Genomic DNA, 19532 nt, shown 5'->3' on the forward strand with positions numbered 1-19532 from the left:
AAGGCCCATCGTCAGGTACGCATAAGAGTCCGCCAAATCAGTGTGTTTTGTCCTGCGCGGCACGCTCGGCGGCCGCAAAAGCTCCACCGTCGGGGACTTCGGGACGGCAATGCTCCGGCGGCTCCTCCTCGGGAACCTGCGGCCCCTGCTCCTCGCCGAGCCACCCCCGCAGCACCTCGTGCACCCGCTCCGCACCCACCAGTTCGCCCCCTTCGCCCCCTTCGGCCCCGTCGGCCACCGGCGGCCGGAGGGTGAGCGGGGAGAGCAGGAAGGGGTGGGACTGGGCGCCGCCGAGCCCGCCGTGCGAGCCGATCTGCTCCTCGAAGGCGAGCACTTCGCCCTCGTCCGGGTCGTACCAGGAGTTGACCATGATGTCGGCGACGTGCGGGAAGCCGTCCGTGCGGCGCACCGCGTCGGCGGCGCCCGGCCCGAAGTCCGCGAGCGGCCCGGGGTCCGCGGGCTCCCGCGGCTCCTCGTCGAGATGGACCTCGGCGCCGCGCGCGCCCAGCACGACGGGGCCGCGCTCCGCACTGCGTACGAGGAGGAAGCCGATGCCCGGGTGGTTGGCGAGCGTCGGGAGCAGCGCCGGGTGGCGGCGGTCGATCTCCTCGCGCGTCATGCGGTGCGGGACGTCGCCGAAGGAGACCAGTCCGAGGTTGCCGGAGGCGAGCACGACCGGCTCGGCGCGGCGCGCGGGCCGGTGCTCGCCCGCGCCCTCCTCGACGGGCCTGCGCAGCGCGGCCCGCACCGCCGCACGCGCCTCGGCGCCGCTGTGGGTGCGCTGCGCCTTGCGCGGCACGGGCAGGCCGCAGCCCGCCTTGACGAGGTCCTCCAGCGTGAGCCCGTACCGCGCCTGGAAGGTCTCGCCGGGGCTCTGCCCGTGGTCGGACAGGAGCACGATCCGGTAGGCGCGCGGGGCGTGTTCGGCGACCTTGGCGAGCAGCGCGAGGGAGCGGTCGAGGCGGGCCAGGACCTTCTCGGCGTCGCGGGAGCGGGGGCCGGAGTGGTGCGCCACTTCGTCGTACGCGACGAGGTCCGCGTAGACCGCGCTGCGCCCGGCGAGCATGTCCCCGATGACCGCGGCGACCACCACGTCGCGCTCGACGACGGTCGCGAAGGCCCGGATGAAGGGGTAGAGCCCGCCCCGGCCCACCCGCGGACGGCGCCGCTGGAACCGCGCCCGGGTGGACTCGCCGATCTCCCGGCCGACCTCGGCGACGAAGGACAGGGCGGTGCGCACCGCGTTGGCGGGGTCGCGGAAGTAGGCGAAGTACCCGGCGCGCGAGCGGTTCTCCCTGCCCCGGCGGGCGGCGATCGACAGGACGAGGGCGAGCTGTTCGGCGCCGCCGCTGAAGAGGTTTCCGCGGCTGGCGCCGTCGACGGTGAGCAGGCCGCCGTCGCCGGTGCGCTCGATGGCGCGGCGCTGCAGCTCGGCGGCGGAGGCGGGCCGGTTGGAGACCATGACCTCGCCGGTGTCCTTCTCGTACCAGCGGAAGGCGGGCACGTCGAAGTTCGAGCCGTGCAGGATGCCGAGCTGGCTGGCGCCGGTCTGGCTGGACCAGTCGGTGCGCCAGGGGGTGAGCCGGTGGGTGGGGTCCTCGGTGCCCGCGCCGAGCCAGTGCGCGACGGTCGGCATCAGCCCCTTGTCGACGGCCGCGCGCAGCACGTCGTGGCCGACGCCGTCGAGCTGGAGGAAGACGGTGCCGGGCGTGACGGGGCCCTCGCTCACCTCGTCACGGCGTCTTCGGCGGTCGGCGAGCCGGTACAGGCGGCGCCGGTAGGCGTCGTCGTCCCGCACCGCGAGGGCGGCACCGGTCGCCGACGCGACCGCCGACATGACGGCGGCGACCACGACGGCGGTCTGCGCGTTGGCCTCCCCCCGCCCGTCCGGGATGAGGCTCAGGGCGAGCAGCAGCAGCGATCCGTTGAGGAAGAACGCGAGCAGGCCGAGGACCAGGGCGGGCACCAGGAGCAGCGCCCGGACGAGCAGCGGCCACACCACGGCGGAGAGCAGACCGAAGGCTCCGGCGCCGGACGCGGCGGTGATCGCCACGCGGGTCGCGCTGTCGCCGTCGTCCGACTGGAGCTTGAAGTCGGGCAGGATCCCGGCGAGCGCGAGCATGGTCAGGGTGCTGACCGCCCAGACGGCGATGACCCTCCACAGGGTGCTGCCCACCCGTCGCCAACGGCCTGCGGCCACGTGCGCCTACCCTCCGGGGAACTGGACGAATCGGGGCACCCAGCCTGTCATACGCCCGCTCGTGGGTGGGGCGCCCTACCGGGGGCTGCCGCCCCCGGACCCCCGCATCGGCGCTTCGCGCCTCGTCCTCGAACGCCGGACGGGCTGATGAACGCGCGGGTCGAGCTGATCAGCGGCCGTCGTATCCCGCCGTCGGCATGGACAGGCGGCGGTGGACGTGGGCCTTCATCTCGCTGTCGTACGAAGGCTCGGCAAGACCCGCCGTCTCCACCCGGACCCCGCGTCTCGCGCACTCGGCCGTGAACGCGTCCGCGTTGCTCAGCGCGCGCTCCAGGACGCGGCGGCTGGGGACCACGAAGAGGTCGACGAGGCCCGCCTCGACGTCGGCCCACAGCGCGGCGTGGTCGAACCGCAGGCCCCGTACGACGAGTTCCTGGGTGACGACGAAGCCGCGCGCGGCGGCCCACTGGGCGCACATCGCGTGCTGGCTGCGCGAGTCGACGAGGAACGGGTCCGCCTCCAGCTCCTCCAGGGGCGTCAGACTGGCGATCGCCGTGACCCGCACCGCGGGCGGGGCCGCGGCCCGTGCGGTGTCTCTCATGACCTCCCCCTCACCTCTGGCTTCGGACCTCCGGTGTCAGCCGAAGACCCTACTCCTGGCCGTAGGCTCGGAGACAGTCTCGCGAAGGAGGAACCGGGTGCCGGTGGAGGTCACGTGGTGGGGTCATGCCACCTGCACGGTCGAGGACTCGGGCGCCCGGGTCCTCACCGACCCTCTCTTCGCCGGGCGCCTGGCACATCTGCACCGGCGCCGCGGTGCGCTGCCGCCGCCCGCGGCGGCCGTGGCCGACCTCGTGCTCGTCTCGCATCTGCACGCCGACCACCTGCACCTGCCGTCGCTGGCCCGGCTCGCGCCCGGCACCCGCGTACTGGTGCCGCGCGGCGCGCCCCGCGCGGTGCCGGGACTGCGCCGGCTGCGCGGGCTGCGCCTGACCGAGGTGGTGCCGGGGGACGAGGTCCGCGAGGGGCCGCTGACCGTCCGGGTGGTGCCCGCGCTGCACGACGGCCGCCGGCTGCCGATAGGGCCGCACCGCGCCCCCGCCCTCGGCTACGTCGTCAGCGGTGAGGCGCGCACGTACTTCGCCGGGGACACCGGGCTCTTCGACGAGATGGCCGACTGGGTGGGCGAGGTCGATGTGGCGCTGCTGCCGGTCGGCGGCTGGGGCCCGTATCTGGGGACCGGGCACCTCGACGCGGGGCGGGCCGCCGAGGCGCTGGCCCGGCTGCGGCCGCGCAGCGCGGTGCCGGTGCACTACGGCACGTACTGGCCGATCGGCATGGACGCGGTGCGGCCGCACGAGTTCCACACGCCGGGCGACGAGTTCGTGCGCCGGGCGGCACAGCTCGCGCCGGACGTGGCCGTGCACCGCCTCGACCACGGCGAGAGCGTACGGCCGGAGGCCGCCCGATGATCACTGCCGCGGCCGCGGCCCATGCGGCGACGCACTCGGTGCCGCCGGAGTCGACCCAACAGGCGGTCGGCTACCCCTCCCTCTTCCTGCTCGTCTTCATCGGCGCGCTGGTGCCGGTGGTGCCGACGGGCGCCCTGGTGAGCTCGGCCGCGGTGGTGGCCTTCCACCAGACGGCGCCGTTCGCGCTGCTCCTGGTCTTCGGGGTGGCGGCTCTCGCCGCGTTCCTCGGGGACGTCGCCCTGTACTGGCTGGGGCAGCGCGGCATGCGCTCGAAGAACGGCAGCCGCTGGCTGTCGGCGATCCGCGACCGGGCCCCCGAGGAGCGCCTCACCCAGGCCCAGGACAAACTGCGCGACCACGGCGTGCTGGTCCTTGTCCTGTCCCGGCTCGTCCCCGCGGGCCGGATCCCGGTGATGCTGGCGTGCCTGATGGCCCGCATGCCCCTGCGCCGGTTCGCCCGCGGCGACGTCCCCGCGTGCCTGGCCTGGGCGGTGACGTACCAGCTGATCGGCATCCTCGGCGGCTCCCTGTTCAAGGAGCCGTGGGAGGGCGTGGCGCTGGCGGTCGGCCTGACGGTGCTGATCAGCGCGGCGCCGACGGTGTGGCGGCGGGTGCGGAGGTCTTCGTCGACGGCGTGAGCCCCGTCCCCTCGCGAGCGCAGGGGATCTTGCGTGACCAACGTCCCACACAGATGGGGCCATCAGCGCACAGATGGTCAAAGATCGGCAAATAGGCTGAGGTCCATGGACATCAGCGCGGCCAACAAGAAGGGGCTCAGCCTCTTCGCCCTGATCATGATCGGTCTGGGGTCGATCTTCGGCTCCGGCTGGCTCTTCGGCGCCGGAAAGGCAGCTCAGGTCGCGGGTCCCGCGGCCCTGGTCGCCTGGGTGATCGGAGCCGTCTTCATCGGCATGATCGCCATGTCGTACGCGGAGGTGGGCGCCGCCTACCCGCTGCCCGGCTCCATGGCCCGCTTCGGGTCCATATCCCACGGGCCCGTCCTCGGCTTCATCACCGGGTGGGCCGTATGGATCGCGATCGCCGCGCTGATCCCGATCGAGTCGATCGCCGGCACCCAGTACATGTCGTCCTGGAACTTCGGCTGGGCCCGCGGCCTGGTGTCGGAGGGCTCGCTCACCGGCACCGGCATGGCGATGGCCCTCGTCCTCACCGTCGCCCTGTGGCTGGCCTGCTACTGGTCGGTGGCGCTGCTCGCCCGCGCCAACAACATGCTCACGCTGGTCAAGTTCGCGATCCCCGTGCTCGCCGTGATCGCGCTCATCGCCTCCGGCTTCCACACCGGCAACTTCACCGACCACGGCGGCTTCGCGCCCAACGGCTGGTCCGCCGTGATGACCGCCGTCACCACCTCCGGCGTCGTCTTCGCCTTCAACGGCTTCCAGGCCGTCGTCAACCTCGGCGGCGCCGCGAAGAACCCGGGCCGCGCCATCCCGCTCGCCCTCGTCGGCGCGCTCTGCCTCGGCCTGGTCATCTACATGGCGCTGCAGATCGCGTTCATCGGCTCCGTGCCGCCGGAGAAGCTCGCCGAGGCGGGCGGCTGGAGCGGCATCAACTTCGCCTCGCCGTTCGCCGACCTCGCCAAGATGCTGATGCTGCACTGGGTCGTCACGATGCTCCAGTTCGGCGCGTTCATCTCGCCCTCCGGCGCCAACATCGGCAACGTCGCCTCCGCCTCGTACATGGCGCAGAACCTCGCCGAGACCGGCTTCTTCCCGAAGAAGATCCGCGAGACCCACCCCAAGTACGGCACCGCGCGCCCCGCGATGTGGCTCAACCTCGGCTTCTCCGTGCTGCTCCTGGTCACGGTCGGCCACAGCTGGGAGGCGCTCGCCAGCGTCGTCTCGGCGGCCATGGTCGTCTCGTACCTCATCGGCCCGATCGCGGTGGGCGTCTTCCGGATCACCAAGCCCGAACTGCCGCGCCCCTTCCGGCTTCCCGCGGCGAAGGTGCTCTGCCCGATCACGTTCGCCTTCGCGGCCTGCGCCCTGTACTGGTCGAAGTGGCCGGACACCGGGAAGGTCGCGCTGCTGACCCTGGTCTCGGCGCCGATCGCGGCGATCGTGCTGCGCCGCAAGGGAGAGAAGAACCTGGCACGGCAGTTCGCACCCGCCTGGTGGATGATCGGCTTCCTGCTGTGGATGGCGACGCTGTCGGCCCTCGGCAGCTCGGAGTTCGGCGGCTACGGCGTGATCCCGGGCGGCGTGGACATCGCCGTCGTGGCGGTCTCGGCGATCGGCTTCTACTTCTGGGCGGTACGGGCGGGCGTACGTGCCCACGAGGCGGGGCTGCCCGCGCCGGATCCCGTACTGGACGCGCCGCAGGAGTCGGCGACGGAGACGGAGCAGTCGCCCGCCGATCGCCCCGACCGGGAACTGCAGTCGGCGTAACGGAACACCGGGGCGCCCTTTCGGGGGCGCCCCTCCCCTCCCCTCCCCGCTCCTCCCCTTCCTCCTCCACCCTCACCACCACCAGACAGGGAAACGCCCCCATGGCCATCTCGGTCTTCGACCTGTTCTCGATCGGCATCGGCCCGTCCAGCTCCCACACGGTCGGCCCGATGCGCGCCGCCGCCCTCTTCGCCCGCCGCCTCAAGAACGAGGACCTGCTCCAGCGCACCGCCACCGTCCGCGCCGAGCTCTACGGCTCCCTGGGCGCCACCGGCCACGGCCACGGCACCCCCAAGGCGGTCCTGCTCGGCCTGGAGGGCGAGTCCCCCCGCACCGTGGACGTGGAGAAGGCCGACGACCGCATCGAGGACATCAAGCGCAGCGGCCGCCTCAACATCCTCGGCACCCACGACATCACCTTCGACTTCGACGAGGACCTGGTCCTGCACCGCCGCAAGGCACTGCCCTACCACGCCAACGGCATGACCGTCGCCGCCCACGACGCCGCCGGAACGCTTCTGCTGGAGAAGACCTACTACTCCGTGGGCGGCGGCTTCGTCGTCGACGAGGCCGTCATTTCCGGAGAGGGCAACCCGGGCGAGAACCCGATCGTCCCCGACGACACCATCCTGAAATACCCCTTCCGCACCGGCGCCGAACTGCTCGTCCGCGCCCAGGAGACCGGCCTGTCCATCTCCTCGCTGATGCTGGAGAACGAGAAGGCATGGCGCACCGAGGACGAGATCCGCTCCGGCCTGCTGGACATCTGGCGCGTCATGCAGGCATGCGTCAGCCGCGGCATGTCGCGCGAGGGCATCCTGCCCGGCGGCCTCAAGGTCCGCCGCCGCGCCGCCACCTCCGCCCGCCAGCTGCGCGCCGAGGGCGACCCCCAGGCCCGCGCCATGGAATGGATCACCCTCTACGCCATGGCCGTCAACGAGGAGAACGCCGCAGGCGGCCGCGTCGTCACCGCCCCCACCAACGGCGCCGCCGGCATCATCCCCGCCGTCCTGCACTACTACGTCAACTTCGGCGCCGGCGCCGCCTCCGAGGCAGAAAAGGAAGAAGGCGTCATCCGCTTCCTGCTCGCCGCGGGCGCCATCGGCATGCTCTTCAAGGAGAACGCCTCCATCTCCGGCGCCGAGGTCGGCTGCCAGGGCGAGGTCGGCTCCGCCTGCTCCATGGCCGCAGGCGCCCTCGCCGAAGTCCTCGGCGGCTCCCCCGAACAAGTCGAGAACGCCGCCGAGATCGGCATGGAACACAACCTCGGCCTCACCTGCGACCCCGTCGGCGGCCTCGTCCAGATCCCCTGCATCGAACGCAACGGCATGGCCGCCGTCAAGGCCGTCACCGCCGCCAAGATGGCCCTGCGCGGCGACGGCTCCCACAAGGTCTCCCTCGACAAGGTCATCAAGACCATGAAGGACACCGGCGCCGACATGAGCGTCAAATACAAGGAAACCGCCCGCGGCGGCCTCGCCGTCAACATCATCGAATGCTGAACCATCGACCGCTGAGGACGTGCTGAGCCGGCCTGAACGTAGGTATCGCTCAGACCCCCGCAGGGGCGAACTGTCGACATGGCGACCCGGTTCGGGGTACGCACGTACAACTTTGAGTACGTACGCGGAGTCGCGGCGGCGGTCATGGATCAGCTGCCGCGAGCGCCACGGATGAGCCATCCGTGAGGGCGCGCATGTGCGCCGGCAGTCGCCTTCGGGCAGGCCGGACTCACAACGTGCCGCTCCAGGGCGCTCCTTGATCCCTCACGCAGCGTGAACTCGCTATGTACTCAATCGCGCGTGTCTGTCACAGGGGCGGCCGATGGCGGCTCCTCTTCCCCACTCACATCACCCGCCCCTAGCCTGGGGATACAGCACGCACCTGGAAATTCACCGAGTATCTGACGCTTCCCTGGGATGCGTCGCGGCTGAGCGGGGAGACACTGCCATGGCCTTGGTCATACCGCACGGACTGGCACAGCCGGTAACCACGGCACTGCGCACGCTCCCCGTGGTCCTGGTGGTGCTCCTCTCCACCCCCGCGTGGCTCACCTGGCCCTTCCTCTCCGACCGCAGACAGCGACGGGTCGTCCAGATGACCAGGGAACTGGCCGCATGGGCGACGCAGAGCGCCCCGAGACGGTGAGGGGGGCGGGTCACGCGAGCACGCGCGACGCCCCCACTGGCAGGTCCCACAAGTCCTCGCGTGCCAGGCCCGTCTTCTCCCAGGCCGCCCGTACCCGCGTCAGCGGTTCCAGGACCGGTTCGGCGGAGAGGAGGAAGGTGCCCCAGTGCATGGGGGCCATGCGGTGGGCGCCGAGGTCGAGGGTGGCCTGGACCGCCTCCTCCGGGTCGCAGTGGACGTCGCGCAGCCACCAGCGCGGGTCGTACGCGCCGATCGGGAGCAGGGCGAGGTCGATGCCGGGATAGCGGGCGCCGATGCGTTCGAACCAGTGGCCGTAGCCGGTGTCGCCCGCGAAGTAGATCCGTTGGCCGTGGACGTCCGTGAGGACCCAGCCGCCCCACAGCGTGCGGCAGGTGTCCGTGAGGCTGCGCTTGGACCAGTGGTGCGCGGGCACGAAGTCGAAGCGGACGCCGCCCGCCCGCCTCCCACCGCCGCCCTCGACCGAGACGCCTTCGGCGCCACCCCCTGGCATCAGTTCGGCGCCCTCCCACCAGTCCAGCTCGATGACGCGGGTGAAGCGGCGCCGGGTGAACCAGCGGGCGAGGCCCGCCGGGACCAGGACAGGGGTGTCGCGCGGGAGCCTTCGGAGGGTGGGGGCGTCCAGGTGGTCGTAGTGGTTGTGGCTGATGACGACCGCGTCGATGCGCGGCAGTGAGCTCCAGGCCACGCCCACCGGCGTGACGCGGGCGGGGGTGCCGAGGATCTTGCGGGACCAGACCGGGTCGGTCAGGACCGTGAGGCCGCCGATGCGCAGGACCCAACTGGCGTGTCCCGCCCAGGTGACGGCCACGGTGTCGGCTCCGACCCGGGGCAGCGGACCGGGTTCGAAGGGCAGCCGCGGGATGTCCGTGAGCGCCTCGGCGGGCGGGCGCACCGCACCCTCCCTCGCGAACCTGGCGAGAGCCCGGATCCCGGGCAGCGGCGTGGTGAGCCGGTCGGCGAAGGACTTGGGCCACAGGCGGGGGCGGGGGCGCGTGCCGGTGTCGGGCGCGCGGGCGGGGACCGGGGTGGGGAGGACGTGGAGGGTGGTGCGCCGGGTGTCGGCACCCGGACCGGTATCGGAGCCCGTGCCTGTTCTGCGGTCGAGCGCGGGGCCCGTGGGCTCCAGCTGCCCTAGTTGCTCCAGTGTCCGCTGCCCCGGCTGGGCGCCCTCGGTGTGCTGGGTGCCCTGGGCCTGGTACGCCTGTTGTGCCTGGTGGGCCTGTTGTGCCTGCTGCGTCATCGAGGAGGCTCCATTCGCTGTGCATCCGCGCGGAGATCGTCGAAGGTCGACCTGAAAATGCTCAACGCTCGTTCGACGTGCGGCAATTCCAGGGGATCCGGTGAGGTGAGCGACTTCGTGCACTCCTGAGAGGTGGAACCGAGGAGCGGTGCCGTGGACAGCCGTACGCGCAGGGCGGCGAGCTCGTCGCCGAAGCGGTGGCCGCCGGGTGCGGGCATGCCGAGCCGCTCGCCGAGGTAGTCCTCCAGCTCCTGGGCGTCGCCGACGGAGCGCTCCGCGAGCGCGGGCCGCAGCGGCTCCAGGTCGACGTAGAGGTGGCGGCCCGCGCGGGGCGGCCGGGCGAGGGCGCCTGCGGCGAGCACCACGTCGCGCGCGGCGGCGGCCACGCGCGCGTGCAGCCGGGTCGCCGTGGTGAGGCGCTCGGTGATCTCGTCGGGCTCCCCCAGTGCGTAGGCCGCCGCGGCGGCGACCGGGGCCGCGAGGCGGGCGCCGAGCGCGGTGAGCACGTCGAGGGTGCGGGCGCGCAGCGCGGTGCCTTGGGAGGTGGTGGGGAAGCGGGCGACGGCCGCCGGGAGCGCCGGTGGCAGGAAGGCGCCCGAGAGGTCGCTGAGGACGGTCACCCGGGCGTGGTCCATCTCGGCGGGGCCGATCAGGACGGTGTCGTGCGGGTAGTGCAGGGTGTCGCGCCAGGTCTCGTCGCTGACGATGTGGAGCCCCTCGCCCGCTGCGGCCTCGACCGCCTCGTGCAGGACTTCCGGGGGCGCCACGGTGGCGGTGGGGTCGTCGGCGACGGACAGCACGAGCACCCGTGGGGCGCCGCCTTCGGCGCGGACCCGGCGGACGGTCTCCAACAGGGCGTACGGGTCGGGGACTCCGCCGCACTCGGCCGGGGTCGGCACGTGGTAGATGGAGGCCCCGAGGAGCCGGGCCTGCGGTGCCCACCAGGCGGGGCAGGGGCGCGGCAGCAGGACGTCGCCCCCGCCGAGGGCTGCGGTCAGCGCGAGCAGCAGGACGGGCGCGCCGGGTGCGGCGGCGACCTGTCCCCGCTCCACCGGGAGCCCGCGCCGCGACCAGTACCCGCAGGCGGCGTCGAGGAGGGCCGGGTCCCCGCCGACGATTTCGGCCCGGCTCCGCCCCGCCGTGGCGGCGACGGCGGCGGTCAGCTCGGGCAGCACGGGGAGCCCGGGCTCGGGCGCGGGCGGGCCGAAACGGACGGGTCCGGTGCCTTTGGGGAGCGCGAACACGGGGACGGGGCCCGCCTCGTGGACGCCCGACCCCGCGCGACCGGGGCCCACCTCGCCGTCGATGCCCGACCTCGCACGACCGGGACCCACCTCGCCGTCGAAGCCCGCCCCCACAGGAACGGCACCCCCGCCGCCGTCCTCCGACGACGGCCCCGTGGGAGAGGGATCCGATGGATCCGGCTCCTCGGGCGTCCCTCGCATGTGTGCCTCCGTGCGGTGGGGACGGCCGGTGGGGGCCGTCCGGTGCGGGCCTCTGGGCTCTGCGTACCCAGAGGGTCGCCACTCCATCTGTCCGAGTGGCGTCAACTGTCCTGATTCACCCCTCGGCGCAGCCGGAGCGCGGCGGCGCCCATCACGCCCGCGATCAGGACGCCGCCGGTGATGAGAGCGGTGCGGGAGTCCGTGAAGCTGCCGCCCTCCCCCGCGTGCACGCCGTGGCGCACGGGGGTGGAGCGGCTCACGGTGAAGGAGGCGTTCCACTGGCCGTCGCCGGGGCAGTTGCCGTCGACGCCCCAGTCGGACGTGGCGCCCACGGCGTTCGGGCCGCCCTCGAAGTTCCCGGCGGGCGCGATGCGGGCGGTGCCGTTGTAGGCGGGCCCGGCGATGTCGTCGTTGGCGTTGTCGACCAGGTGGAGCTGGGCCGCGCCCTGCTCGAACGCCTGCGAGTTGGCCTCGATGGTCCGGGGCGGCGAGGAGCCGGCCGCGGGGCACGCCACCGAGATGGTGACGGTGCCGCCCGGGGCGATGGTGCGGGGGCTGACCTCGGCGGCGGCGTCACCGGCGTACGCGGGGGCGGCGGCGAGGCCGAGGAGGGCGAGACAGGTCAGTGGGGCGAGGGCGGTGGCAGCGGTCGAGGTACGCATGAGGCCATCACAGCGCGGCGCCGCCCCGTGCGCGCGGCGACCTGTGGCGGGGTGCGCCGAATGGGCTCAGCCCACCGTCCGCTCGCTCCAATTCTTCGCCCCCACCCGGCCCGGCAAGCAGCCCCCTCGACCCACCGAGCCAGGTCCTGCCCAGCAGGCGGCTCAGCTCGTCGCGGGCGCCCGCTCCAGCGACTGCAGCTCGCGTTCGAGGCCCCGGCCCCGGGACGCCACCAGCGCGCCTGCCACATCCGTGAGCTTGCGGTTCGTCGTCTGGGATATGCGGCGCAGGACGCCGAACGCCGTGTCCTCGTCGCAGCCCCGCACGTGCATGACGATGCCGCACGCCTGGTCGACCACCGGGCGGTTGCGCAGGGCGGTGCTCAGATGGTCCAGCTCGGTGAGCGCGGCGCGGTAGTGGCGGTCGCGCACCAGGCCGGTCGTGGCGAGGTCGCCGAGGACCCGGGCCGGGCCGTCGAGCGCGTCGTCGAGCGCGCCGGGGCGGAAGCTGAAGAGGGTGAGCGTGACGGTGAGCCCGGCCCGCAGGAAGGGCAGTGTGACGCTCGCCCGTACGCCGGAGTCGAGGGCCACGGCGCGGTACTCGGGCCAGCGCGTCTCACGCAGCAGGTCCTCCGCGTCCACGGGGGCGCCGCCCTCGCGCGCGGCCAGGATGGGTCCGTTGCCGGAGCTCAGCTGTACGGCGACGAGCCCGGCCAGGTCGGGATGGGTGACGGCGGTGCGCTCCTCGACGCCGTCGATGACAGTGGCGCTCGCCCCGCAGCACGCGGTGGTGCAGCGCACTGCCTGCTCGGCGAGTTCGATGATCCCACGTCCCGGCGGCACGGCCTCTGGTGCGAGCAGTTCCGGTTCCGGCTTCGTGGACATGAGCTGTTCCACCTCCTCTCTTGGCGGATTCCCGGTGAGGTATCGGGGAAACAGGCTCGAGCGGTTACGTTCGTCGCATGGCACCAGCTGATGAGTTCGGCGAGCAGCTCGGCGACTTCATGCGTCGAGTCGGCGAGTTGAGGGCGGCACGCTCCGTTCCGTCCGAGGATCTGCGCACCGTGCTGGACGCGGCGCTCTTCGAACTGGACCACGTGGCAGAGGAGTTGTGGCCGCGCTACGAGAAACTCACCTCCGGAAGGAGCCGGGGGGCCAACAGCGCGGACCGGGACGAGCAGCAGCTGCTGCGCGCGCTCTTCCAGCGGCTGCCCCTCCCGGTCGTCCTGATGGACCGCGAGACCGTGGTGCGCCGCATGAACTTCGCCGCCGCGGGCTTCACCGGCGTGCGCGCGGGCTACGCCACCGGCAGGCCGCTGACCGGGCTCCTGGTGCACGCCGACCGGGTGGCGTTCCGCTCCCAGGCGGCGGCGGTGGCCCGCGGCGAGGGCGACCGGAGCCTGACGGTGCGCCTGCAGGTCCAGCCGCGCACCCCGACCCGGGTGACCCTGGCGGGGCTGCGTCCCGGCAGGGAGCCGCGCATGGCGGTCCTCGCCGTGCTCCAGCAGGACGTCCCGGCGGCGCGCAGGACCGGGCCCGCGCAGGGCGGCGGACCGGTGCCGGACCTCGACGAGGCGAGCCGGCACGTGGCGCTGACGGACCTGGCGGACGCCATGACGACGACGCTCCTGACAGCGCCCGCGGGCGACCGCGCGGCGGTCCTGGAGCGGGCCGCGAAGGCCCTCCACGAGCGGTTCGCGGACTGGGTGGTGGCCGACGAGGGCGCCCGGCGGCCGCGCCGCGTGGCCGTGCTCGGGCGGGACGACGCGCTCGTACGGGATGTGCGCGCGCAGGATCCCGCCACGTGCCCCCTCGTGGCGGAGGCGGCGCGCGGCGGGGGCCTCGCGCTGCAGATCCGCCCGGAGGACCCGGACGGCTTCGGCCGGGACGCCTCCGGCGCGCACGTCCTCGTACGCGCGGAGGTGACGTCCCTGCTGTGCGTGCCACTGACGGCGCGGCCCGACGGACCGGTGGAGGGCGTGCTCACGCTCTTCCGGTGCGGGCCGCGCCTCGCCTTCTCGATGGCCGAGGCGCAGGCCGTCGACGTGATGTCGCGCCATGTGGCGCTGGCGCTGCGGCGGTCCGGCTGACGGCTGACGTCGGCCGGACCGCGTCAACTGCTGCGCCACGTCGGCCACATCGCGTCGGACACCCCACGTCGGACACGCTGCGTCGGCTACGCCGCGTCGCGCATCACCTGCTCGCGCAGTTGCTCGCAGCTGCGGCTGATCAGGCGGGAGACGTGCATCTGGGAGATGCCGAACCGTTCGGCGATGCGGCTCTGCGTCATGTCGTGGAAGAACCGCAGATAGAGGATGTCCCTTTCGCGTTCGGGCAGTTGGCGCAGGCGCGGGGTGACGGCGACGCGGTCCACGACGACGTCGAGCGCCGGGTCCGGCCCGCCGAGCGCGTCGCTCAGCGAGTACCCGTCCTCGCTGCCGGGGAGTTCGGCGTCGAGGGAGAGCGCGGTGAAGGAGTCGAGCGCCTCCAAGCCGGTGGCCGCGTCCTCCTCGCTCATCTGCGCCTGCTCGGCGATCTCGGCGAGGGTCGGGGCGCGCCCGGAGATGGTGTGGGCCAGGTCGTGGCGGGCGAACCGGACGCGGTTGCGCAGGTCCTGGACACGGCGCGGCACATGCAGGGTCCACATGTGGTCGCGGAAGTGCCGCTTGATCTCGCCGGTGATGGTGGGTACGGCGAAGCTCTCGAACGCGGAGCCGCGCCGCGGGTCGTAGCGGTCGACGGCCTTGACCAGGCCGAGCGCCGCCACCTGGCGCAGGTCGTCGGAGGACTCGCCGCGGCCGCGGAAGCGACCGGCGAGCCGGTCGGCCATGGGCAGCCAGACGCGGACGAGTTCGTCGCGCAGCTCGTCGCGCTCCGGGCCCTCGGGCAGGCCGACGAGGCGGAGGAAGTCCGCCGCGGTGTCGGGGGCGTCGTCGTGCGGGTGGCGCTTCGAGGCGGGTCGTGCGGAGGGCCTCGTGGCCGAGTGGCCGGAGGTCTTCGCCGCCGCGGGCGCGGGCGGCGCGGATGGCTTCGGGGCCGAGTGCGTCGCGGACTTCCCGGAGGGCCTCGGGGTGGACTTGGGTCCCGGCTTGGGGCCGGACTTGGTGCAGGGGCGTGCGGTGGTCTTCCGGAAGGACGCGGGGGAAACGTCGGATCGCATACTGGATCCCAACTCCCTTGTCGGTGCCGTGACATGCGGGTCACCGTGGGAGAGCGCGCTGCCGACATGACGGGGCACACCCGGGGTGGGGCCGCAGCCACTCCCACGGACGTGCCTGTAGGTCCGAAGCACTGTCTTTCCGACTGCCCACCCGAGCCGCCGCCAAACACCGCGGGGTTCCCGGGCGGCGCCCGGGAACCCGTGTCCCTGCCTTCCTGCCGTGCCTCTCACAGCGCGCGACGGATGCCGTCCGGCTCGTCGGCGTGCTTCGCGGGCGGCAGCAGCAACTCCTCGTACCGGCCGAGTGCCAGGACCACGCCCAGCATCACGAACGGAATCAACACAGCGAGTACCGCCATGACCCCTTCACCACCAAATATTTGACTGTGGGGGGTGGTGCTGGGGTCCGGGTCTCCCCGCCGCTCCGGTACAAACCGGCGCGCGTGGTCCGTGTCACGGCGGCGTACGCGGGTACGCGGGAGCAGCGAAGGAACTGACGGATCGAGGCAACGTCGAGAAGGGCCCACGAAGCCATGGCTGAATTCGTGAGGGACGTCATGACATCGGGCGTCGTGGCAGTGCGCCCCGATGCCTCGCTGGTCGAAGCGGCGCAGCTGATGCGGGCGCAGGACATCGGCGATGTTCTGGTGGCTGCCGAGGGTCAGGTCATCGGCGTGCTCACCGACCGGGACATCACCCTGCGCGCCGTGGCCGACGGCGCGGATCCGCTGACGGTCAGCGCGCACGCGGTGTGCAGCCCGAACCCCGTGGTGGTCGGGCCGGACGACGCGGTCGCGACGGCCGTCGCCCTGATGCGCGACCACGCGGTGCGGCGGCTGCCCGTCGTCGTGGACGGCGAGGCCGTGGGCATGGTGAGCCTCGGGGACCTGGCTCTCGCCCGGGACCCCGGCTCCGCGCTCGCCGACATCAGCGGTGCCACCCCCGAGGGCAGGGCCGGTGACGGCCTGCTGCCCTGACGCCTACGGGTTGCGGCCCAGCAGGCACAGGAGCTTGGTCTGGACGTCGGCGCCGGGCGGAGGCGGCACGGGCGTGGCGAACAGGCCGCTCTTCTCCAACTCGGCCGCGTACGGCGTGACTTCCCGTACGGCGAAGTCGACGAGGGCCGCGGGCAGCCGCTCGTCGGCGCCGATGCCGCGGGACAGGTCCCAGGCGTGCACCACCAGGTCGGTGATCATCTGGCCGCAGTAGAAGGCGGCCGGAGTGGCGCCGTACGAGAGCTCGACGGTGCGCTCCAGGGCGTCCGGTTCGCCGAACGCCTCACGGGCGCCTGCCGCCGCGGTGTCCCAGGACGTGACGGGGTCGGGGCCGAGCATGTCGCCGTCGAAGGTGTCGCCGACGGTGGCGGGGCTCTCGCCGTCGCGCACCAGCGGGGGCACCCACAGCTGCTCGACCGTGAGGTGGTTGACGAGGTCGCGCACGGTCCAGTCGGCGCACGGCGTGGCCGCGTCCCACTGGTCGGGGCCGACGGCGTGCACCCTCTCGGTGAACAGGTCGAGCGCTTCGCCGTGCCGGGTCAGGATCGGATTCTCAGGCATACGTTCCATGGTGCGCTTGTGCTGCCGCCAGGACCACAGGGCTTGGAAGCTCGCCCTCGCCCACGCCCCCTCGGCGCTCGCCGGGGGCGCGCCGAAAGTCCCTGCGCACAGGCCAAAAGCCCCTGATGGCACGCGAAATGCCAGCTTTTACCAATGCTTGCCCATAGGCCCCTGAACCGGGACTTAGCCTGACCTAAGTTCCCAAGGAGGTCTCCATGGTCCTGCACGGCTGCGCCCCTGGCGCCCGGGTCCGACTCACGCATGTGACCGTCCCCGCCGGCGAGCGGCTCAGACTCGCCGAGCTGGGCTTCGTCCGGGGCGCCGAGCTGCGGGTCCTCGGCCGCGGCGCGACCGGCGGGCTCTTCGTGGGGCTCGGCGACGCGCGCATCGCGCTGGACACGGCCACCGCGCACGACCTGCACGTGAGCCATGCCTGAGACCCCCGCCGCCGTCCTGAACGGAACCCGTACGCTCGCGTCGTGCTGCGCGCCCCCTCCCCCGGCGACACCGCGCGCCCCCGCGGCCACCGTCGCGCTCGTGGGCAATCCCAACGTCGGCAAGTCGACCCTCTTCAACGCCCTCACCGGGGCCCGCCAGCACGTCGGCAACTGGCCCGGCAAGACGGTCCACGTGGCCACCGGCACCTGGCGCTCCGGCGACGCCGAGCTCGCCCTCGTGGACCTGCCCGGCACCTACAGCCTCGTGCCGCGCTCCCCCGACGAGGAGCTGACCCGCGAGCTGCTCACCGAGCACGGCGGGGACGGCGAGGACGGCGAGGACGGCGCGGGGCGGCCGGACCTCGTCGTCGTCACCGCCGACGCCGCCAACCTCGCGCGCAGCCTGTATCTGACCGCCGAGGTCCTGCAGACCGGCGTGCCGTGCGTGGTCGCGCTCACCATGACCGACGTGGCGCGGCGGCGCGGCATCGATGTCGACGAGGCGGCGCTCGCAAGGGAGTTGGGCGTCCCGGTGGTGCCGGTGCAGCCGCGCGGGCGCCGGGGTCTGGACGCGCTCGCCACCGCCGTACGGGAGGAGCTGGCGGCCGGGCGCACGCCGCCCGCACCCTCTCTGGGCCTCGCCCCGGACGAGCCCGATCCCGAACTGGCCCTCGCCGAGGCCCGGTACGCCTGGGCGCACGAGGTCCTCGCCGCCGCCCGCAGCCGCGCGCACGGCGGGCGGCTCACGGTCTCCGACCGCGTCGACCGGGTGCTGACCTCGCGCTGGGGCGGCATCCCCTTCTTCCTGGGCGTGATGTGGCTGGTGTTCACGGCCACGACCGCCCTCGCCAAGCCGCTCCAGGACGGGCTCGGCGACTTCGTGTCCGGGCCGGTGAGCGACGCGGCGAACGGCCGGCTCGACGCGCTGCACACGCCGGGCTGGCTGCGCGGGTTCCTGGTCGACGGGCTGATCAACGGCGTCGGCCAGCTCCTCACCTTCGTGCCCCTGATGCTCATCATGTTCGTGCTGCTCGCGGTCCTGGAGGACTCCGGGTACATGGCGCGGGCCGCGTTCATCGTCGACCGCCTGATGCGCCGCCTCGGCCTGCCCGGCCGCGCCTTCCTGCCGATCATCGTGGGCTTCGGCTGCAACGTGCCCGCCCTCGCGGGCCTGCGCATCCTCGGCAACCCGCGCCAGCGCCTGCTGCTCGGCATGCTCATCCCGTACGTGACGTGCAGCGCGCGCCTCACGGTCTACGTCCTGCTCGCCAGCGTCTTCTTCGGCAGCCGGGCCGGGACGGTGGTGTTCGCCATGTACGTCCTGTCGGTCCTCCTCGTCATCGGCGTGGGCATGCTCCTTCGCCACTCCCTCTTCCGCGAACTGCGCGGCGAGGCGCTGGTGTTGGAGCTGCCGCCGTACCGCCTGCCCGCTCCCCGCGTGATCGCGGCGCAGACCTGGCAGAAGCTCCTCGCCTTCCTGAGGACCGCGAGCGGGGTGATCGTCGCGACGGTGACGGCGGTGTGGCTGCTCTCGGCGATCCCGCTGGGCGCGGCGGCCGGGACCGCCTTCGGTGAACCGCCCATCGAGAAGAGCGTGTTCGGCGCCGTCTCGCGCACCGCGGCCCCCGTCTTCGCCCCGGCGGGCTTCGACGACTGGCACGCGGCGGCGGCCCTCGGCACGGGCTTCGTGGCGAAGGAGGCCGTGGTGTCGACGGTCGCGCAGACGTACAGCGCGGCCGAGCCCGAATCCCCGGACCACACGGGGACGTTGGGCACGGAGCTGCGCGCGACCTTCGACCGCTCCTCCGGGGGCCATCCGATCCCGGCGGTCCTCGCCTTCATGGTGTTCCTGCTCGCGTACACGCCCTGCATGGCGACGATCGCCGCGCAGTGGCAGGAGATGGGCCCGCGCATGACCCTGCTCGCCGCCGGGATCCAGCTGTCGGTGGCGTGGCTCCTCGCGGTGGCGGTGTTCCAGGCGGGGAGGCTGTGGTGGTGAGCCAGGCCCCGGCCCCGGGCCCGCTGCGGCAGGTCCTGGCCGAGGTGCGCGCCGCGCGGGGCAGCGTCCGCCCGGCGGACATCGCGGCCCGCGTGGGGCTCGCCCCCGACGAGGCCGAGGCGATGATCGACTTCTGGGTGCGGCGGGGTGAGCTGACCCGCGAGGAGGTCGGCGGAGGCTGTCCCCCGGCCGGCTGTGGCGGCTGCGCGCTGGTCCAGGCGTGCGGGGGCCCGGCGCTGGCGGCGCGCCGCCCGCTGCTGCTCACGGTGCGGCCGACGACGCGAGGGGACCAGGAACGGGACCAGGACCAGGACCGGGACCGGGGTCCGTCTGGTCGTTCTCGTGGATCAGGCCGCTCCGCCGCCTGAGATCCCTACACTCCCGGGCATGGCATGCCGCATCAGTGAACTGATCCTCGACTGCGCCGACCCCGAGCGGCTCGCCGCCTTCTGGAGCGATGTGCTCGGGTACGTCGAGGTCGGCCGGGAGGACGACGGAAGCATCGAGATCGGGCCGCCCGACACCGGCTTCGGCGGCCCGCAGCCCACTCTGGTCCTCAGCCCCAGCAGCGACCCGCGCCCCGGGAAGCTCCCGCTGCACCTCGACGTCAACCCCACCGACCGCGACCAGGACGCCGAGCTGGAGCGGCTGCTCGCGCTCGGCGCCAGGCCCGCCGACGTCGGCCAGACCGGCGAGGAGAACTGGCACGTCCTGGCCGACCCCGAGGGCAACGTCTTCTGCCTCCTGCAGGCCCGCCTCGCCCCGTGAGCAGGGCTCCGGGACGCGT

Annotated in this window: 20 protein-coding genes and 1 pseudogene; 12 read left to right on the top strand and 9 right to left on the bottom strand. The window is 73.3% G+C overall.

Features of this window, described 5'->3' with window-relative positions:
• Positions 1 to 37: 37 nt before the first annotated feature.
• Positions 38 to 2200, bottom strand: a complete 2163-nt coding sequence (locus ACQB60_RS08630) for a phage holin family protein (protein WP_496925234.1) — start codon at positions 2198 to 2200, stop codon at positions 38 to 40.
• Between the two features lie 169 nt (positions 2201 to 2369).
• Positions 2370 to 2801 carry a hypothetical protein gene (locus ACQB60_RS08635; protein ID WP_496925235.1) on the bottom strand — a complete coding sequence of 144 codons (432 nt, stop codon included), beginning with the start codon at positions 2799 to 2801 and terminating at the stop codon, positions 2370 to 2372.
• Positions 2802 to 2898: 97 nt separating this feature from the next.
• Between ACQB60_RS08635 and ACQB60_RS08640 the strand changes: the two genes are divergently transcribed.
• The 6 genes and pseudogenes from ACQB60_RS08640 to ACQB60_RS08665 all read left to right on the top strand — a co-directional run bounded on the left by ACQB60_RS08640 (position 2899) and on the right by ACQB60_RS08665 (position 8228).
• The gene (locus tag ACQB60_RS08640; protein WP_496925236.1) at positions 2899 to 3672 is read left to right on the top strand and encodes an MBL fold metallo-hydrolase; all 774 of its coding nucleotides are present in this window, start codon (positions 2899 to 2901) and stop codon (positions 3670 to 3672) included.
• The gene (locus ACQB60_RS08645; RefSeq protein ID WP_496925237.1) at positions 3669 to 4310 is read left to right on the top strand and encodes a DedA family protein; all 642 of its coding nucleotides are present in this window, start codon (positions 3669 to 3671) and stop codon (positions 4308 to 4310) included. The genes ACQB60_RS08640 and ACQB60_RS08645 overlap by 4 nt, the downstream gene beginning before the upstream one ends.
• 105 nt (positions 4311 to 4415) lie before the next feature.
• Positions 4416 to 6080: an APC family permease gene (locus ACQB60_RS08650; protein WP_496925238.1), complete on the top strand. Its 1665-nt coding sequence runs from the start codon at positions 4416 to 4418 to the stop codon at positions 6078 to 6080.
• Between the two features lie 101 nt (positions 6081 to 6181).
• The gene (locus ACQB60_RS08655) at positions 6182 to 7582 is read left to right on the top strand and encodes an L-serine ammonia-lyase (protein ID WP_496925239.1); all 1401 of its coding nucleotides are present in this window, start codon (positions 6182 to 6184) and stop codon (positions 7580 to 7582) included.
• A 48-nt stretch (positions 7583 to 7630) separates the two neighbouring features.
• Positions 7631 to 7717: pseudogene (locus tag ACQB60_RS08660) on the top strand (phosphatase); the annotation flags it as partial.
• Between the two features lie 313 nt (positions 7718 to 8030).
• Entirely contained in the window at positions 8031 to 8228 is a 198-nt protein-coding gene (locus ACQB60_RS08665) for a hypothetical protein (RefSeq protein ID WP_496925240.1), read from the top strand.
• A gap of 10 nt (positions 8229 to 8238) precedes the next feature.
• Here ACQB60_RS08665 and ACQB60_RS08670 read toward each other — a convergent pair whose 3' ends face one another.
• From ACQB60_RS08670 to ACQB60_RS08685, 4 genes are all read right to left on the bottom strand, one after another.
• Positions 8239 to 9489 (bottom strand): MBL fold metallo-hydrolase, encoded by a 1251-nt coding sequence (locus ACQB60_RS08670; protein WP_496925241.1) that lies wholly within the window; start codon positions 9487 to 9489, stop codon positions 8239 to 8241.
• Complete coding sequence (locus tag ACQB60_RS08675; RefSeq protein ID WP_496925242.1) at positions 9486 to 10934, bottom strand: aminotransferase class I/II-fold pyridoxal phosphate-dependent enzyme; 1449 nt, start codon at positions 10932 to 10934, stop codon at positions 9486 to 9488. Before ACQB60_RS08675 ends, ACQB60_RS08670 begins: the two co-directional genes overlap by 4 nt.
• A 101-nt stretch (positions 10935 to 11035) precedes the next feature.
• Entirely contained in the window at positions 11036 to 11596 is a 561-nt protein-coding gene (locus ACQB60_RS08680) for a hypothetical protein (RefSeq protein ID WP_496925243.1), read from the bottom strand.
• A 162-nt stretch (positions 11597 to 11758) separates the two neighbouring features.
• A complete protein-coding gene (locus ACQB60_RS08685; RefSeq protein WP_496925244.1) occupies positions 11759 to 12478 on the bottom strand; it encodes an ANTAR domain-containing response regulator in 720 nt (239 codons plus the stop codon).
• Positions 12479 to 12555: 77 nt separating this feature from the next.
• Here ACQB60_RS08685 and ACQB60_RS08690 point away from each other — a divergent pair, with 77 nt between their 5' ends.
• Entirely contained in the window at positions 12556 to 13683 is a 1128-nt protein-coding gene (locus tag ACQB60_RS08690; protein WP_496925245.1) for a GAF domain-containing protein, read from the top strand.
• An 86-nt stretch (positions 13684 to 13769) separates the two neighbouring features.
• On the opposite strand, the gene ACQB60_RS08695 is transcribed toward ACQB60_RS08690, so the two are convergent.
• Together ACQB60_RS08695 and ACQB60_RS08700 are read right to left on the bottom strand one after the other, a co-directional pair.
• Positions 13770 to 14753, bottom strand: a complete 984-nt coding sequence (locus ACQB60_RS08695; RefSeq protein ID WP_496925246.1) for an RNA polymerase sigma factor SigF — start codon at positions 14751 to 14753, stop codon at positions 13770 to 13772.
• Between the two features lie 227 nt (positions 14754 to 14980).
• On the bottom strand, positions 14981 to 15112 hold the full coding sequence (locus tag ACQB60_RS08700) for a hypothetical protein (RefSeq protein ID WP_384850475.1): 132 nt from the start codon (positions 15110 to 15112) through the stop codon (positions 14981 to 14983).
• Between the two features lie 174 nt (positions 15113 to 15286).
• Between ACQB60_RS08700 and ACQB60_RS08705 the strand changes: the two genes are divergently transcribed.
• Positions 15287 to 15730, top strand: coding sequence for a CBS domain-containing protein (locus tag ACQB60_RS08705; RefSeq protein WP_496925247.1), 444 nt, complete (start codon positions 15287 to 15289; stop codon positions 15728 to 15730).
• Positions 15731 to 15733: 3 nt separating this feature from the next.
• On the opposite strand, the gene ACQB60_RS08710 is transcribed toward ACQB60_RS08705, so the two are convergent.
• Positions 15734 to 16309, bottom strand: coding sequence for a TIGR03086 family metal-binding protein (locus tag ACQB60_RS08710; RefSeq protein ID WP_496925248.1), 576 nt, complete (start codon positions 16307 to 16309; stop codon positions 15734 to 15736).
• A gap of 215 nt (positions 16310 to 16524) precedes the next feature.
• Here ACQB60_RS08710 and ACQB60_RS08715 point away from each other — a divergent pair, with 215 nt between their 5' ends.
• Genes ACQB60_RS08715 through ACQB60_RS08730 form a run of 4 tightly spaced genes read left to right on the top strand, consistent with a single transcriptional unit; the run spans position 16525 to position 19513 of the window.
• Positions 16525 to 16746, top strand: coding sequence for a FeoA family protein (locus ACQB60_RS08715; RefSeq protein ID WP_496925249.1), 222 nt, complete (start codon positions 16525 to 16527; stop codon positions 16744 to 16746).
• Complete coding sequence (feoB, locus tag ACQB60_RS08720; RefSeq protein WP_496925250.1) at positions 16739 to 18745, top strand: ferrous iron transport protein B; 2007 nt, start codon at positions 16739 to 16741, stop codon at positions 18743 to 18745. Before ACQB60_RS08715 ends, feoB begins: the two co-directional genes overlap by 8 nt.
• Positions 18742 to 19113, top strand: a complete 372-nt coding sequence (locus tag ACQB60_RS08725; protein WP_496925251.1) for a FeoC-like transcriptional regulator — start codon at positions 18742 to 18744, stop codon at positions 19111 to 19113. The genes feoB and ACQB60_RS08725 overlap by 4 nt, the downstream gene beginning before the upstream one ends.
• A gap of 19 nt (positions 19114 to 19132) precedes the next feature.
• Positions 19133 to 19513 (top strand): VOC family protein, encoded by a 381-nt coding sequence (locus ACQB60_RS08730; protein WP_496925252.1) that lies wholly within the window; start codon positions 19133 to 19135, stop codon positions 19511 to 19513.
• Positions 19514 to 19532 lie beyond the last annotated feature (19 nt).

The organism is Streptomyces odontotermitis, assembly GCF_050510915.1.
Taxonomy (GTDB): domain Bacteria; phylum Actinomycetota; class Actinomycetes; order Streptomycetales; family Streptomycetaceae; genus Streptomyces.